This is a genomic window from Kribbella sp. NPDC000426, from assembly GCF_040300265.1.
Classification (GTDB): Bacteria; Actinomycetota; Actinomycetes; order Propionibacteriales; family Kribbellaceae; genus Kribbella.
This window is the reverse complement of record NZ_JBEPDK010000002.1, coordinates 49,913-64,330: the sequence shown is the minus strand read 5'-3', so window position 1 is coordinate 64,330 and position 14,418 is coordinate 49,913. Positions and strand designations below refer to the sequence as shown.

General features: G+C 65.7%; 16 protein-coding genes, 1 tRNA gene and 2 pseudogenes. 13 read left to right on the top strand and 6 right to left on the bottom strand.

Features of this window, described 5'->3' with window-relative positions:
* Positions 1-26: 26 nt before the first annotated feature.
* Both ABT313_RS08145 and ABT313_RS08140 read right to left on the bottom strand, forming a co-directional pair.
* Complete coding sequence (locus tag ABT313_RS08145) at positions 27-707, bottom strand: DUF429 domain-containing protein (RefSeq protein WP_350850021.1); 681 nt, start codon at positions 705-707, stop codon at positions 27-29.
* Positions 700-2,409 carry an aminotransferase class V-fold PLP-dependent enzyme gene (locus ABT313_RS08140; RefSeq protein ID WP_350850019.1) on the bottom strand — a complete coding sequence of 570 codons (1,710 nt, stop codon included), beginning with the start codon at positions 2,407-2,409 and terminating at the stop codon, positions 700-702. The genes ABT313_RS08145 and ABT313_RS08140 overlap by 8 nt, the downstream gene beginning before the upstream one ends.
* Before the next feature lie 91 nt (positions 2,410-2,500).
* On the opposite strand from ABT313_RS08140, the gene tenA reads away from it, so the two are divergent.
* From tenA to ABT313_RS08110, 6 genes are all read left to right on the top strand, one after another.
* Positions 2,501-3,163 (top strand): thiaminase II, encoded by a 663-nt coding sequence (gene tenA / locus ABT313_RS08135; protein ID WP_350850017.1) that lies wholly within the window; start codon positions 2,501-2,503, stop codon positions 3,161-3,163.
* Positions 3,160-4,707 carry a phytoene desaturase family protein gene (locus tag ABT313_RS08130; protein WP_350850015.1) on the top strand — a complete coding sequence of 516 codons (1,548 nt, stop codon included), beginning with the start codon at positions 3,160-3,162 and terminating at the stop codon, positions 4,705-4,707. The genes tenA and ABT313_RS08130 overlap by 4 nt, the downstream gene beginning before the upstream one ends.
* A gap of 59 nt (positions 4,708-4,766) precedes the next feature.
* Positions 4,767-4,839 (top strand) — tRNA-Lys (locus ABT313_RS08125).
* A gap of 232 nt (positions 4,840-5,071) precedes the next feature.
* On the top strand, positions 5,072-6,502 hold the full coding sequence (locus ABT313_RS08120; RefSeq protein WP_350850013.1) for a helix-turn-helix domain-containing protein: 1,431 nt from the start codon (positions 5,072-5,074) through the stop codon (positions 6,500-6,502).
* Positions 6,503-6,846: 344 nt separating this feature from the next.
* Positions 6,847-7,182, top strand: a complete 336-nt coding sequence (locus ABT313_RS08115; protein ID WP_350850011.1) for a hypothetical protein — start codon at positions 6,847-6,849, stop codon at positions 7,180-7,182.
* Positions 7,183-7,285: 103 nt separating this feature from the next.
* Entirely contained in the window at positions 7,286-7,594 is a 309-nt protein-coding gene (locus tag ABT313_RS08110; protein ID WP_350850010.1) for a hypothetical protein, read from the top strand.
* Positions 7,595-7,626: 32 nt separating this feature from the next.
* On the opposite strand, the gene ABT313_RS08105 is transcribed toward ABT313_RS08110, so the two are convergent.
* Positions 7,627-8,100, bottom strand: coding sequence for a hypothetical protein (locus ABT313_RS08105; protein WP_350852143.1), 474 nt, complete (start codon positions 8,098-8,100; stop codon positions 7,627-7,629).
* Between ABT313_RS08105 and ABT313_RS08100 the strand changes: the two are divergent.
* The 6 genes and pseudogenes from ABT313_RS08100 to ABT313_RS08075 all read left to right on the top strand — a co-directional run.
* Positions 8,032-8,318 (top strand): annotated as a pseudogene (locus ABT313_RS08100) (TraG/TraD/VirD4 family protein); the annotation flags it as partial. The gene ABT313_RS08105 and the pseudogene ABT313_RS08100 sit on opposite strands and share 69 nt — an antisense overlap.
* Positions 8,319-8,396: 78 nt before the next feature.
* The gene (locus tag ABT313_RS08095) at positions 8,397-8,741 is read left to right on the top strand and encodes a DUF4913 domain-containing protein (RefSeq protein ID WP_350852078.1); all 345 of its coding nucleotides are present in this window, start codon (positions 8,397-8,399) and stop codon (positions 8,739-8,741) included.
* 484 nt (positions 8,742-9,225) lie between these two features.
* Entirely contained in the window at positions 9,226-9,462 is a 237-nt protein-coding gene (locus tag ABT313_RS08090; protein ID WP_350850008.1) for a hypothetical protein, read from the top strand.
* Between the two features lie 2 nt (positions 9,463-9,464).
* Positions 9,465-9,656, top strand: coding sequence for a hypothetical protein (locus ABT313_RS08085; RefSeq protein ID WP_350850006.1), 192 nt, complete (start codon positions 9,465-9,467; stop codon positions 9,654-9,656).
* The gene (locus ABT313_RS08080) at positions 9,622-9,867 is read left to right on the top strand and encodes a hypothetical protein (protein ID WP_350850005.1); all 246 of its coding nucleotides are present in this window, start codon (positions 9,622-9,624) and stop codon (positions 9,865-9,867) included. Before ABT313_RS08085 ends, ABT313_RS08080 begins: the two co-directional genes overlap by 35 nt.
* Positions 9,855-9,899 (top strand): annotated as a pseudogene (locus tag ABT313_RS08075) (hypothetical protein); the annotation flags it as partial. The gene ABT313_RS08080 and the pseudogene ABT313_RS08075, both read left to right, overlap by 13 nt.
* A 241-nt stretch (positions 9,900-10,140) precedes the next feature.
* Here the strand turns inward: ABT313_RS08075 and ABT313_RS08070 are convergent.
* From ABT313_RS08070 to ABT313_RS08060, 3 genes are all read right to left on the bottom strand, one after another.
* On the bottom strand, positions 10,141-10,284 hold the full coding sequence (locus tag ABT313_RS08070) for a hypothetical protein (RefSeq protein ID WP_350850003.1): 144 nt from the start codon (positions 10,282-10,284) through the stop codon (positions 10,141-10,143).
* A gap of 395 nt (positions 10,285-10,679) precedes the next feature.
* On the bottom strand, positions 10,680-10,955 hold the full coding sequence (locus ABT313_RS08065) for a DnaB-like helicase N-terminal domain-containing protein (protein WP_350850001.1): 276 nt from the start codon (positions 10,953-10,955) through the stop codon (positions 10,680-10,682).
* An 85-nt stretch (positions 10,956-11,040) separates the two neighbouring features.
* The gene (locus ABT313_RS08060; RefSeq protein ID WP_350850000.1) at positions 11,041-12,615 is read right to left on the bottom strand and encodes an RNA polymerase sigma factor; all 1,575 of its coding nucleotides are present in this window, start codon (positions 12,613-12,615) and stop codon (positions 11,041-11,043) included.
* Between the two features lie 678 nt (positions 12,616-13,293).
* Here ABT313_RS08060 and ABT313_RS08055 point away from each other — a divergent pair.
* Positions 13,294-14,355, top strand: a complete 1,062-nt coding sequence (locus tag ABT313_RS08055) for a recombinase family protein (protein ID WP_350849998.1) — start codon at positions 13,294-13,296, stop codon at positions 14,353-14,355.
* Positions 14,356-14,418 lie beyond the last annotated feature (63 nt).

Genomic DNA, 14,418 nt, shown 5'->3' with positions numbered 1-14,418 from the left:
CCCCCAGCTAGCAGCTGGCTAGGGAGTCAGGCCCAGATGGCGGCTGACGGGCCGTCGGGGAACTTCTCTGGTGGGCTCGGGTACGCGCGGGCTCGGCCGTCTGCGTACCGTCCGGCCGACCACGCAGCCGCGGCCGCGTCGAGTACGTCGTCGACGCCCGCCACCTCACCCGCCAACCCGATATCCCCGACCACACCCATCCCAACGCCGGCGAGCAACCGCCGCCGCTCTTCCCCACCGGCCCACGTGGACTTCGCATGGGACAACGGCCGACCCGCCATCGTCGCGAAGCACACCTCCGGATGTACCTCGATCACCGCACAGCGCGCACCCGGCGCCCACGCATCGACCTCAAGGATCCGTTTGGCCAACGCGAACGCCTGCTGACTCACGCCCTTCCCGGTCGCCTCGAAGTTCAACGCCGTCGCCTCCGCATGCGTCCCGGCCTCCAACGCCGCCCGCACAGGCGTCGCGAACACCGACGACGCCCGCCTCCCCACGACCCGCCGCGCCAACACGTCCGCTTCGCGCGCTCCGCTCACGGGCAGCCCGATCGGAATGTCGATCCCGACCACAGCCAGCGACCCATCAACCTCAGCCCGCTCGACCAGTTCGTCGATCGTCACAGCGAAGTACGCCCGCAGATCTCCCGCGATCCCGATCCACCCCTTCTTGCAGGCATCAACCCCGAGCACCCGGCTAGTCACGGATCAGGCAACGCGACGGAAGGTCGAACCAACGGAGGTGATCGAAATCGGTATTCACCTGGCCCTCGGGATCGCTCACCTGCTGACACGTCGAGAGCAGATCCCGGGCCTCAGCGAGGTAGTCGTCGAGCGCGGACTCGGGTGCGGTGTGATCGTGGCGCGGATACCTGAGCTTGCCGTCGGCGTCGTACCCGACCTGCGACAGGCGCATGGGCGGCTCGACCGGCCCCCGATGATGCCGCCACAGACCGTTCGACGGGTCGAAGCGGTAGTCGCCGAGCAGACGCCACCCGTCGCGGGCGACCAGCTTCACCGCCTCGACGACGTACGCAAACACGGCTTCAGAGATGAAGTAGTTGAAGTTGACCCGCACCCAGCCCGGCTTGATCCCCTCGCAGCCGTGCAGGATCTCCTCCTCGAACAGATGCGAACGATCGATGTCGATCCCGAGCAGAGTGTGACCGTACGGCCCGGCGCACGAGCACCCGCCCCGCGACTGGATGCCGAAAAGGTCATTCAGCAGCGCGACCACGAAGTTGTGATGCAGATACCGCCCGGAGGGAGCCTTCACGACGAACGAAACGATCGACAGCCGCTCAGAGCCGAGGTTGCCGAGGATCTGCAGATTCGGCTCCGCCGTCCACGCCTCGACCGCGCGCCGCAGGTATGCATCCTCGTGCGCCCGGATCACGTCGATCCCGACCGCCCGCTTCAGCTGGAACGCAAGCCCGGCGCGGATCGACCCGATGATCGCCGGCGTCCCGCCCTCCTCGCGATGCACCGGGTCGTCCAGATACCGATGCTCGAGCGGATTCACATAGGCGACAGTCCCGCCGCCCGGCACGTCCGGCACCCGGTTCCGCAGCAGCTCCCGCCGAGCGACCAGTACGCCGGGAGTCCCCGGCCCGCCGATCAGCTTGTGCGGACTGAGGAAGATCGCGTCCTTGTACGACAACGGGTCCTGCTCGCGTCCGCCGTACATGTCGATCTCGACGTACGGCGCGGCAGCGGCGCAGTCCCAGAACGACAAAGCGCCGTACCGGTGCAGCAGCGCCGAGACCCGCTGCGTGTTGCTGACGATGCCGGTGACGTTGCTGGCCGCGGAGAACGATCCGATCTTCACCGGCCGATCGACGTACTCCTGCAGCCTCGACTCCAGTTGGTCGATGTCGATGTGACCGTCGGTGTCCTGACTGATCACGACCACGTCGGCGATCGACTCACGCCAGGGCAGCTCGTTCGAATGGTGCTCGTACGGCCCGATGAAGACGACCGGTCGCTGGTCCGGCGGTATCTGATCGGTCAGGTGGTACATGTCGTCGAGCTCGGCCGGGATCCGCAGCCCCATGATCCCGATCAGCTTGTCGATCGCCCCGGTCGCGCCGGAGCCGCAGAAGATCAGCGCGGTCTCGTCGTCGCCGCCGACGCTGTTGTGGATGATCCGACGGGCGTCCTCGCGCAAGCGGGTGGTCTGCAGACCGGTCCCGCTCGATTCGGTGTGCGTGTTCGCGTACCGCGGCAGGACCTCGTCGCGAATGAAGTCCTCAAGGAAGGTCAGCGCGCGCCCGGAGGCGGTGTAATCGGCGTACGTCACCCGTCGCGGACCGTACGGCCCGGGCATGACCTGGTCGTCACCGATTACCGACGCGCGGATCCGCCGCAGCAGCGGCGTATCCGGCGGCATCTCCCCCTGGCTACTCATGCCTCAGAGTAAGGCGCGTACGTGACATTCGTCTCGTACCGCCGCCGCGTCTGTGGATAAGGTCGGTCGCAGTCAACGGCGAGGAGTTGGGATGACGTTTTCCGGCGAGCTGTGGGACCGCGGTGCCGCCTCCGTGTACGACGAGATAGTCCGGCACCCTTTCATCACCGGCCTGACCGACGGGACCCTCGATCACGATGCGTTCCGGTACTTCATCATCCAGGACAGCCATTACCTCCGCGCGTACTCCCGGGCGCTCAGCCTGGTCGCGGGGCGTGCTCCGGACGACGACGCCGTCAGCATGTTCGCGCTGCACGCCGCCAACGCCATCGCGGTCGAGCGGGAGCTGCACACGTCCCTCCTGGAGTCGCTGGGCATCACCGCCGAGGACGTCGACGCGGCCGGCTCCGGTCCGACCACAACGGCGTACATGTCCTATCTGACGGCTGTGTGTGCCACCGGCACGTACGCCGAGGCCGTGGCCGCCGTACTGCCCTGCTACTGGATCTACCGCGACGTCGGGCGGGAGCTGCTCAAGCGGTCCTCACCGGACCCGCTGTACCGGAAGTGGATCGAGACGTACGGCTCGGAGGAGTTCGACGCGGTCGTCGAGCAGGTGCTCGCCGTGACAGACGGACTGGACGTGGGAGCCGCGGAGCGGGACCGTTGTCACCAGCACTTCGCGATGACGTGCCGCTACGAATGGATGTTCTGGGACGCCGCTTATCACGAGCTCGATTGGCCGGTGGGATGAAGGACTTCTACGACGTCGTCATAGTCGGCGGTGGGCACAACGGCCTCGTCGCCGCCACGTACCTGGCCCAGTCCGGGCTGTCCACGCTGATACTGGAGCAGCAGGCGCACACCGGTGGCGCAGCGGTGAGCGAGCGCGTCTTCCCGGGTGTGGACGCCCGCCTGTCCCGGTACTCGTACCTGGTCAGCCTGCTGCCCGACAAGGTCGTCGCTGACCTCGGCCTCGGCCTGGACCTCCGGTCGCGCGCGGTCGCGTCGTACACCCCGGTACGCCGGTCTGGCCGCGACGTCGGGCTGATGGTCGAGCGGCCGGAGGGTCCGGTCACACGCGAGTCGTTCCGGGCGTTGACGGGCGGAGACACCGAGTACGAGGCCTGGGCGGACTTCTATGGCTCTGTCGGCTTGCTGGCCGAGGCCGTAGCACCCACTCTGCTCGAGCCGCTCCAGACCGCCGCTGACATGCGCGCTCGCGTGGACGGTGCGCTCTGGGACGAACTGGTGGAGCGGCCACTCGGCGAGGCCATCGAACGGCGCTTCACCGACGACACCGTCCGTGGGGTCGTCGCGACGGACGGCGTCATCGGTACGTTCGCCGGCCTGCACGACAAGTCGCTGATCCAGAACCGCTGCTTCCTGTACCACCTCATCGGCAACGGCACTGGTGAGTGGCGCGTACCTGTCGGCGGCATTGGCGCGGTCACCGATGCGCTGGCCGCAGCGGCCCGGCGTGCGGGCGCCGCACTCGTCACCAACTCGTCAGTGACCGCCGTGGAGGTGGACGGGGTCCGCGGCTCGGTCACCTGGCTCGGCGGCGACGGTGAGCGGTCAGTGGACTGCTCGTGGGTGCTGTCGAACGTCGCACCGTCGACACTGGCTGCGCTGCGTGGCCAGACCGGCGTGGAGAAGCCGGAGGGGTCGCAACTGAAGATCAACCTCCTGCTGCGCCGCCTGCCGGCCCTGAAGACGGGTGACGACCCAGCACGCGCGTTCGCCGGTACGTTCCACATCGACGAGGACTACAGCCAGCTCGAGTCGGCGTACCAGTCCGCTCTGCGCGGTGAGCTGCCGGCCGTGCCGCCGTCCGAGGTGTACTGCCACTCGCTCACCGACCCGACGATCCTGTCCCCCGAACTGATTGCCTCCGGCCACCAGACCCTGACGGTCTTCGGCGTCCACTTCCCGGCCCGCTTGTTTGCCTCAGACAACGATTCGGTACGCGCCGAAGCCACCCGCCGGGTCCTGGCCGGCCTCGAGTCGTACCTCGCCGAGCCGCTCGAGGACTGCATCGCCCGCGACGCCGACGGCAACCTCTGCATCGAGGCCAAAACGCCGTACGACATCGAGGCATCCGTCGGTATGCCCGGCGGCCACATCTTCCACGGCGACCTCCAATGGCCCTGGGTCACCGACCCCTCCGAAGCCGGCCGCTGGGGCACCGAGACCGACGTCGCCAACCTCCTGATCTGCGGCTCCGGCGCCCGCCGAGGCGGCGCCGTCTCCGGCCTGGGAGGCCACAACGCAGCCATGACCATCCTCACCCGCTAACCGATTTCGCTTCTCCCCCACAGCCCTGCTACGATCCTCTTCGTTCGAGAGCAAGAAATGCGCCGCTAGCTCAATTGGCAGAGCAGCTGACTCTTAATCAGCGGGTTCGGGGTTCGAGTCCCTGGCGGCGCACAAAAGCCCAGGCCACGAGAGTGTCCTGGGCTTCTTCATGTCTGCAACGTCCCTTTTACGTCCCTCTTTGCCAGAAGTCGGCCGCAGACCGACCTGTCAAGTCAGCAGACTGATCCTCAAGTGATCGTGACTGTGCGTCACATCACACTGATTCGCATCCTTGCCGACTTCTCGGAATCGGCGTTGCGAGCAGCGTTGAGCAGCCAACCATCACCCCGGTTGGAGGCATGACATGTCGAGAGCGCCACTGCCGATCGGAACCTGGGGAAGCATCTCCACGCGCATCGAGAAGACCGACGCCAAGGGCAAAGCCGTTAGCTACCTCTCGAAGGCCAACTTCCGCGACCACGACGGGCACGTCCGAGACGTGACCGCATTCGGCAAGACCAAGACAGCAGCCGAACGCAGGCTGCTCCAGAAACTCCAGGACCGAGCGAGGACCAACACCTCCGGCGAACTCACGGCGATGCACAAGATCAACCACCTCCTCGACCTCTGGGAGAAGAGATTCGAGGGACTGATCGCTGACGGCAAACGATCACCCACCTCCCTCGACACCTACAGGCGCTCCCTCAAGAACCACATCCGCCCGGCCCTCGGCGAACTCCGCATCGGCGAAGCCACCACCCCGCGCCTGGACACCGTCCTGACCAAGATCAAGACCGCGGCCGGCGCCCCGACCGCCAAGACCTGCCGAGCGATCATTTCCGGCGCCATGAAACTCGCCGTCCGCTACGGCGCCCTCACCGTCAACCCCGTCCGCGAGGTCGACACCATCGAAGCGGCGCCCAAGAACCCGCCCCGCGCCCTCACCGGAGAGGAGGTCAGCCTCCTCCGCAAGAGCCTCGCCGCCGACGACCGAGCCGTCGAGGCCGACCTCCCCGACCTCGCAACCTTCATGCTTGCAACCGGCGTACGCATCGGCGAATCCCTCGCCGTGCTGTGGCACCAAGTCGACCTCGAAACCGGCGCAGTCACCATCACTCACACCATCGCCCGCATCAAGGGCGAAGGCCTCATCCGCAAAAGCACAAAATCGAAGGCCGGCGAACGCGTCCTGCACCTCCCCAACTGGGCCATCGCCATGCTCCGCACCCGCCACGCCGCCGGCATCCGCCTCGACAACCCTGTCTTCGCCGACATGATCGGCAGCTACCGCGACCCCTCCAACACCCGCCGAGCTCTCCGCACCGCTCTCTCCCCCGTCGGCAACACCGCCCGCCGCGACCTAGGCACCACCCTCCGAACCCTCCGCCGACAAGCCGGCCTCTCACGCGAACAGGTCGCCAACACGCTCGCCTGGCCAAAGACACGCATCGAGCTTGCCGAGACCGGCCGCATCAAAGTCGACCACCAACTCGTCACCGAGCTGCTCACGGCCTACCGAATCACCCTCGATGACCACCCGGACCTAGTCACCCAGGTCGACCAAGCCACCCAACCCGCAGATTCCGACAAACTCGCCTGGATCCGCTCCCACGCCCTCCGCAAAACCACCGCCACCGCCCTCGACCAAGCAGGCCACACCGCCCGCCAAATCGCCGACCAACTAGGCCAAGCCAAAGTCTCCATCACCCAAGACATCTACCTCCACCGCCAAGCCGCCAACCCCGCCGCCGCCCAAGCCCTAGAACACGCCTTCGACGACCCCGACCTACTGTGACCAGCGGACAAGTTCCAGTTCTACGCCGAAGACCACACCCGCTTCACCGGCGACCGCGACGTGGCGAAGGTTCGCGAGCTAAATCCGGAGCTGGAGTCCTTCGTGACGTGGCTCGACAAGCACAAGAACGAGCTCAAAGCCTCGCAAAACTGACCACTTCCACTCTCAGAGCAGCTGGACCAGGTCGCCGACCTGTTCCGGCTGCGGTCATGCGTCACCACTCGTCAACTCGCGACTTTGACTACCGCTTGCCGTCATCTTACGGAGCTATGACGGAGCAGAGACGGAGCTCCATTAGCCCAGTCGACTAGAACATATGTTCGAAGAGAGGTTATTCTGAACCCATGCTTGGTCGGTTCACGGTTCGCCCGGCCGACGACGGATCTGACAGGTTCGGCGTCTGGGACAGTGCGGTCAACGGGTGGCGTGCAACAGGGATCGACGACGAGAAGAGGGCACACGACTTAGCCTCCGACCTCGACGTCCAGTACGACGCCCACAGCCCGCGCCCGCCGGACGCAATCCGCCACGTCGACCCCGCTCAGCAGGTACAGCGCGCCGCCTGGTCCACCGGCGAACTCGACGTCTGGATCCGCGACAACGGCGAATGGCTAGGCCGCGTCCGAGACGAGAACGGCCACATCACCTGGATCCCCGGCGCGAATCTCCAGCTGGCCTGAGCAGGTCACACGACACAGCTCCGCCGTAGCGCAGCTATCGGAGGCACCCTGTAACGGCTCGGCCTGATCGCCAACGCCCGGAGCGTTCAGCTCCTATGAGGACGTGATCGACGTCATCCGCTGGCCACGGAGTGGGAAGACCGGCGAGTACGCCGCGCCTACCATCGTCGAGGCGTCCGACACGGTCATCGTCACCTCCAATACACGCATCGCCCTCGACGCCGACCGAGGCGACCGCGAATCTCGCAACCAAGACAAATGCCATGGGGGTGTTGCAGTTCTGCCAGCAACAGGTCGCCAGCGAGGAACCCACCTGGTCATGCAACCCCTCAGCTATGTCGTCGACGACGACACCGCCCGCGAGCGGCCCACCGCTCGTCTACGCCTCCCGGGCCGCCGACGCCCGCGCTGACGCGTTCTTCGACTCCGCCGGCATGCTGCTGCTCACCTGCCTGCTGCTCGCTGCAGCCCCCGGCAGCCGATCAGCAGCGCGTCTACTCGTGGCTCACCAACGTGAACTCCACCGAGCCCGAAGTGCTGCGGGATTCCGCCGACATCACCCTGGCCAAGGCACTCGAAGCGATCCGTAGTGCACCGGAGCGGCAGCACGGCGGCGTGTTCGGCACCGCGCAGCAGATGGCCAACCGCGTCGCGGCCTGGATCAAACCCGGCCCGGTCCCGCGTCCGGAGTTCACCCCGCACCAGTTCGTCCGCCGCGCCGGCACCGTCTACAGCCTGTCGCGAAGGCGCCGCCAACGCCGGGCCGCTGGTCACCGCCCTCACCGCGGCTTCGTCAAGGCCGCCGAGGGCTACGCCGTCACCTCGCCCGGCGGCCGGCTTCCCGTGCCGATGCTCGGCGCCCTCGACGAAGCGGCGAACGTCTGCTGCTGGAACGACCTCCCCGACCTGTACAGCCACTACGGATCCCGCGGGATCGTGCTGGTCACGATCTTGCAGTCTGGGCCCAAGGCGTGGCCTGCTGGGGCGAGCGCGGCATGGAGAAACTCCGGTCCGCCGCCAACCCCCGCATCTATGGTGGCGGCGTCGATGACGTCGCCTTCCTCGAGCGGCTCACCAAGATCATCGGCGACCGCGAACTGCTGCGCGGGTCGACGTCGACCAGCAATAATGGCCACTCGGTCAACCTGTCCCTGCACCGCGAACAGATCCCCGACGTCGCCGACCTCGCCGCGCTGCCCGCCGGCCGCGCGATCGTGTTGTCGTCCGGGTCGCGTGCGACCCTGGTCCGGGCCATCCCCTGGATCGACCGCCCGTGCGACGTCGACGAACCCGAGGCGGAAGCCGCGGCCAGCGGTGACGCGCTCGACGCCTCGTCCGCCGAAGAGGCCGAGTCTCAGACGTACTTCCAGACCCTGCCCGAGTTGGTCGACCGGTTCCTGATCAAGGCGTACCGGCGGCCCATCACCGCGTCGACCGCCTGGTGCAGCGAATGGTGGAAACACGGCGAAGCCGTCTGCGTCCCCTCGGCCCTGTGGCGCGCCTGGGAAGCACTCCGCCTCGAACCCGGCACGGGCCGCTCGACAGGGCCTCCGGTTTGAGCGCTGCAGGTCGACTGACGCTGAGCGCGTTCGCATTGCGACGACCTCATTGTTACCTGGGTCACACTTGGGTCTCATCTGCCCGAAGCGATGGGGGCCTTCTCCGGAGCGTACGACGAGACCGCAGTCCGGATTCATCGGCACATTTTGGCGCAGTTTTTTGGAGGTCGGTGGAAGAAAGCCCCTTGTTTAAAAGGGGTTTCGAGGGATCAGGATCCGAATCGCAAAACGGGTGTGCCTGGACGGCGGGGGAGACGATCTTGTTGTCGACGCGACAGTAGCGGTTCGAACCGCCGGGCTTTGGTGGATGGCGGTCTGGAGTGACGATCAGTACGAAAGCCGTACATGACAGGGACGGCCCCCCGATTAGGGCGGGGGGCCGTCGCAACCCAATCCCGTCGTAGCCAGGAAGAGGTTCCCCATGAACGATACGCTCCGACCCCCACTCGGGGTCGAGGCCGGAAGCGGGCCTAGCCCGGTACTCATGGCTGTGGTCGGCCTGGTGGTCGTCGCGGTCCTGATCACCCTCGCGCTGTGCGTGGTGGCGATCCTGTCGGTGGTGCTGAAAGCTAGTGATCAGCGCGCGGATGGTTTCCGGGTGCTTCAGCAGCTCGGTCGGACGCTCGAAGGGATCATCGGGAAGCTGGTCGACCTGTTCCGGCGTACGCACCGCGACGACGACCAGGATCGTGATGATGATCAGCGGACCGGTGTCAGCTGACCGTGATCTTCGTCGTGGTGCGCGGGTTCGCCCTGGCAGCCCTGAAGATCAGCCCGACCGTCGGTGGGGGCCTGTTCGTCTCCCTCGCGATCGGGGCTGCGATCAAGGCGGGGTCGGTGCTGGTCAACGACGCCGTTACTCCTGCCTCGGGAGTAACGGATGCCCCGCAAGGAGCGGCAGCTCGACCCGGCTGACGGCCCGGTGGCGGATTTCGCGATCCAGCTTCGGCGTGTCCGCAGCAAGGCCGGTATGAACTACCGGGCAATGGCCGAAGAGACGCATTTCTCGCACGCGCACCTGGCGCGCTGCCGGCGGCGAGCAGCTGCCGAGCTGGGAGGTGGCGCGCGCCTGTCTGACGGAGCCGGCGGAACGGCGGCCGCACCCTTCGGGAGCTGCAGGACCTGACCGGGATCGGCCGGACCACGATCAACGACTGGTTCCAGGGCCGGCGGCTGCCCAGCCGCGCGGTGCTTCGGCGGTTCGCCGTCGAGATGGGGGCCACCGCACCGAACTGGAGTAGCTGCAGGCTGCTCGGCACGGCTCGCCCATGGCGACCCTCACCGGACCGAGCTCGCCCAGGCACTCGCCGCCGTACTGGACACCGAGCCGTCGTACGCGCGGCCTACAATCATGTTGGGCCGGGCGTACGACGGGACAGCGGGCGAAGAGATCCCTGGCTCAGTCCTCTTTCACCAATCGGTGAGCTGCGCCCAGGGCCGCGCCAGCGGAGAGCAACCCGGCCGCGATGGCGCCGGCGGCCGGCTGGCCGGCCAGATAGGTGAGTACTCCGATCGTGGCTCCGGCCAGGGTGGCCACGATCATCAAGACGATGGTGCGGACGGAGAACGGTCCCATTCCTCGTGCCTCTCTCGCGATGGGCTGGTCGAGAGGGTTTCAGCAGACGCGCCTCAGCTCGACCAGCTTTCACTGGTGGAACTGAAACCCGCCACCGACGATGCGAGGACTTCAGTGGGTAGGGCGAGCTCGCGAGCAGTGCGAGCGAGTGATCTCGGTGTCCTTCCCGCGCCCGATGGGCACCTTCACCCCGCCTGGAGGCCGTCGGCGCCAACAGCAGGGATGCGGAGTCGTCGCCCAACGCGACGGACTACTTTGAGTCTAGAGCTGATGCCGCGCTGGCTCAGGGGCAATCGGGCCGCTTAGCGGCGCACTTGGCGCTGATCCTTCGTGGCGACTACCGGAACACCAGCGTACCCGAGCTAGACGATCTCCGTTCCCGCCTCGACCAGCCGGCGCAGGATCGCCTTCTCGCGGACGATGTGCGAGTAGTAGCTGGCATTCGCCGCGAGCGGGACGGAGGCGACCAGGGCGTGCACGTACGGCGCGCCGCCGATCCGGGCCATGTCGCCGCGCTTGGTCAGCTCCGCCACGACCGTGATCGCGTCGGCCGGCTCACCCCGCGCATACAGGTCGGAGATCGCGTCGAAGACGCTCGTGGGCCATGCCTCGCAGCCCCGGAGCTGGAGCCAGCTCAACAGCGGCCCCGCGGCGAAGCCGGCCAGCCAAGGCCAGCGACGCCGACCGGGCGGATAGCGACCGTGATGGACACGCAGCGGCCCATCATGTTGACGCTCGGTCGAGGTCTGCGGTCCTATTGCCGCCCTGAATCTTGAACAGGTTGGGCGTAATTTCTGCAGAGTGCTCCTCGATCCAGTTTTGCCAGCCGAGTGGCCAGTTTGTCGTTGATGACCAAATAACTCCCGTTAGATTTGTAGTGCTTAGATCAGCCTGCGTCAGATCGGCGCCGGTCATGTCACTTGCCAGGTCCACAATACGAGCAGCTGAGGCGTCGAATAGTCTAGCAAAGTTTTGCAATTCTTGTGGCAGAGTGGGTCGTATCCATTTGCCGATACTGTGGTCGCGTAGGCTAAGAACAATTGAATCTAGCTTCTTTCGGTCGGCCTCGACAGCTCGCGAGAAAGATCTGGGTGCGGGCGCCACGACCAACTTCGAAAGATTCTTTAGCGCTAGCCAAAAGTAGCGGTCAGATACAGCCTGAACCGAGCGTTCTGCCGCGTACGCCGCATGACCAGCGGCTTCCTTGCTGCCCGACAAAGGAGAGGTCTTAGCTTGCCAGGCAATGTGTGTGATTTGTGCCTGAATCTGCAACATGCCTGGTTCTCCAGGAAGAAGTTCTAGAAGCGCTTCTACTTCCCTCGAGATGGCATCCGCATCGAAGCGGTATATTCGCAGGTCGCCCACAGTTCGGAGCCGAATCGAGCTTGAATGGATGCGAGCTGCGAGCTCGATCGTAGTTACCCCCAGCCGTAGCAGGACCCCAGTTGTCACCATCGAATCCAGCAGATCGTCATAATTGCGAAAGACTAGCCGATCAATCTTCGGCCTTTCGCTCAATTCACTGCCAAGCTGATGCAAACCTGAATCCGCGCCGCGCAACCGAACGAACCGGAATCGCCACTCACGCAGCTCGCGTACAACGCGCACCAACAGGCTTGCCGCGGGCTTAGGCTTCTTTATCGGTGCACCGGATTCCACTTGTCGGGATGCATGAGGCATAATCTGCGTCAACCCGGCGTCGGGATCAATGATCCCATCAAGCGCTCGGATAATCTCGTGCTGTAGGCGTGGACGCCGGGCATCGGCGAGCCCAGCATCGATGTCTACGGCCAGATCAAGTTCATCGTGGAGGCGCTTCATGGCGTCGGCTAGCCATTTGTCGACATCGGGCCCAGACGTAAGATCGTTCACCGGTTGCCCCCCTTCAGCCAGGCGCTCAATGCTCGTCGCGCCATGGACAAGTTCTGTCGGACCGCGCCTGGCTTCATTTGCAGTTCGGCGGCGATCTCGTTGGGGGGTGTGGTCAAACAGAGACCAGGTGAGAACCTGCCGCTGTCTCGCTGGTAATTGATCCAGTCCCCGCACTATGTCGTGAAGGTGCTCCCAATGCTCGATGTCTGCGTTGCGCAGGATCGGGCTAGGTTCTGGGGTCTCGGCGACCAAGTCCTCACGGCGCCGCAGACGATGCCGGACCCAGATTCGAGGACCAACCCGGCGGGTCCACGCGCGTGGGTTCTCGATTTTCCACCACTCGCGGTATAGCTCGGTCATGGTGTCCTGCGCCACCTCGGCCGCATCGGCAAGACCTGCCCCTTGGCAGAACAGAAATGCAATCAAAGGTTTGATCTCTGCCGGTAGAACTCCTCAAACTGCCTATCTCGCTCGGCGTCGGTGAAGGTCACACCTGGTGAAGGCGCTTTCCCTCGTTGCGCCACGGCCGGCTCAGTAACCTCAGGCGTGTCCGAGTCGCTCATCACTCTCCCCCTGGCTGGCGAGTCGTGGTTGGCAACTCTGGCATAGGTGTTCGCCGATCTGGAACTGGTGTGATGCGCACCCGCAGTTGGCTGCCGTCATCCCTGACGTCATCGATCTCGATCAGTCCGCCCTTAGACTCTGCGACGACCGCTCGCAGCGTTAGCTGGCGACGCTGGTCACGCAGAGCCTGCCACCGCAGTCTGATGAGTAGGGCAGCGAGACCGATGCATGACGGCCCAACCGCAACGACCATCGTCCAGGTTCCATTCATCGTCGCCTCGCCGTAGACAGAAGGGCTTCTTCAAGTTAAGTGGCGTTTCTGGCCACGAACGTCAAGAAGTTTCTGCTGAGACTCGACACCGCCTTCTCATTTAGTCGATCGCGCGTTGGTTGCCGGTGTTGAGAAACGATCGATTCTCAACACCCCCGCCCTCCAAGGCAGCTGGACCTCGACACGCCGCGCCTCGACTGTCGAAAAACGTGTTGCAAACTCGGAGTGTCTAACAACTCCCCCAATGCCCTTTTCCATACAGTCGAGGCGTGACAACCACCGATCTCGAAGGCCGACCCTCCCTGTCGCTCGATCCCGACCCGCTCGGCGTCATCGGCGGCGGCATGCTCCTCGGCTACGCGCGGGTGTCAACCAGGGAGCAGAACCTGCACCGCCAGCTCGACGCCCTCACCGCGGCCGGCTGCAGCCGGATCTGGCAAGAGAAGCTCAGCGGCAAGAACGCCGACCGGCCCGAACTGCAGGACTGCCTGGCATTCGCCCGCCCCAACGACGTCGTCACGGTCACCGAGCTGTGGCGGCTCGGCCGAAACTTCCAGGACCTGATCCAGATCGTCAGCGGGCTGCGCCAGCGCGAGATCGGGTTCAAGTCGTTGCACGAGGCCCTCGACACCACCACCCCCGGCGGGCGGATGATCTTCCACGTCTTCGCCGCACTCGGCGAGTTCATCCGCGAGATGATCGTCCAGGGCACCCGCGAAGGCCTCGACGCCGCCAAGGCCCGCGGCACCCGCCTCGGCCGACCACCGGCGATGAACGAGGAACAGATCGAGCACGCAAAGGCGTTGCTCGGCAACCCCGACAACACCGTGTCCTCGATCGCCCGGCTGCTCGGCGTCAGCCGCGCCACCATCTACAAGTACGTCCCAGAGCTCCGCTCCCCCGCCGTACCCGGCGCACCAGCTCCGCTTGAGCTCCCGGCGACCGCGGCCGCCGGCGGTCTGGCGGAGGAGCCGTTGCCGATGCCCAGATCCCCAGGTGGCTCAGCCTGCCCGACGTGCGAGTACCGCCCCTCGAGCGAACACGAACTGCAGCTGCACCGCGACGACCTTGCAAACGTGTGGCTCCTGCCGGATCCAGCACAGCCGGCCACAGCGGTCATCGAGCGCTGGCACTGCTCGCAGTGCCAGCCGCACCAGGCCCGCATCATCATGTGTGGGCTGTGCATTTCGACGGTGATGCTTGGTGGCGGCCTCGCCGCCGGCGAGCACGTCTCCGACGCCGTCACGCTGTGGCTCGCCGCACGCGGGTGGGCTCGCCGCGGCGAGCACTGGATCTGCGGCCGCACCCATAAACACGACGGCGCTTTGTAGGGCCAGGGCGTACGCCTGCGGGCCGATCCGATGGGTCAGAATGATCCGTCGCTGAACGACTGA

Coding starts and splice junctions, on each gene's coding strand:
- ABT313_RS08120 (WP_350850013.1), top strand. CDS start 5,072: ATGTCGAGAGCGCCACTGCCGATCGGAACCTGGGGAAGCATCTCCACG.
- ABT313_RS08090 (WP_350850008.1), top strand. CDS start 9,226: ATGGCTGTGGTCGGCCTGGTGGTCGTCGCGGTCCTGATCACCCTCGCG.
- tenA (WP_350850017.1), top strand. CDS start 2,501: ATGACGTTTTCCGGCGAGCTGTGGGACCGCGGTGCCGCCTCCGTGTAC.
- ABT313_RS08080 (WP_350850005.1), top strand. CDS start 9,622: ATGCCCCGCAAGGAGCGGCAGCTCGACCCGGCTGACGGCCCGGTGGCG.
- ABT313_RS08140 (WP_350850019.1), bottom strand. CDS start 2,409: ATGAGTAGCCAGGGGGAGATGCCGCCGGATACGCCGCTGCTGCGGCGG.
- ABT313_RS08115 (WP_350850011.1), top strand. CDS start 6,847: ATGCTTGGTCGGTTCACGGTTCGCCCGGCCGACGACGGATCTGACAGG.
- ABT313_RS08070 (WP_350850003.1), bottom strand. CDS start 10,284: ATGATCGTGGCCACCCTGGCCGGAGCCACGATCGGAGTACTCACCTAT.
- ABT313_RS08130 (WP_350850015.1), top strand. CDS start 3,160: ATGAAGGACTTCTACGACGTCGTCATAGTCGGCGGTGGGCACAACGGC.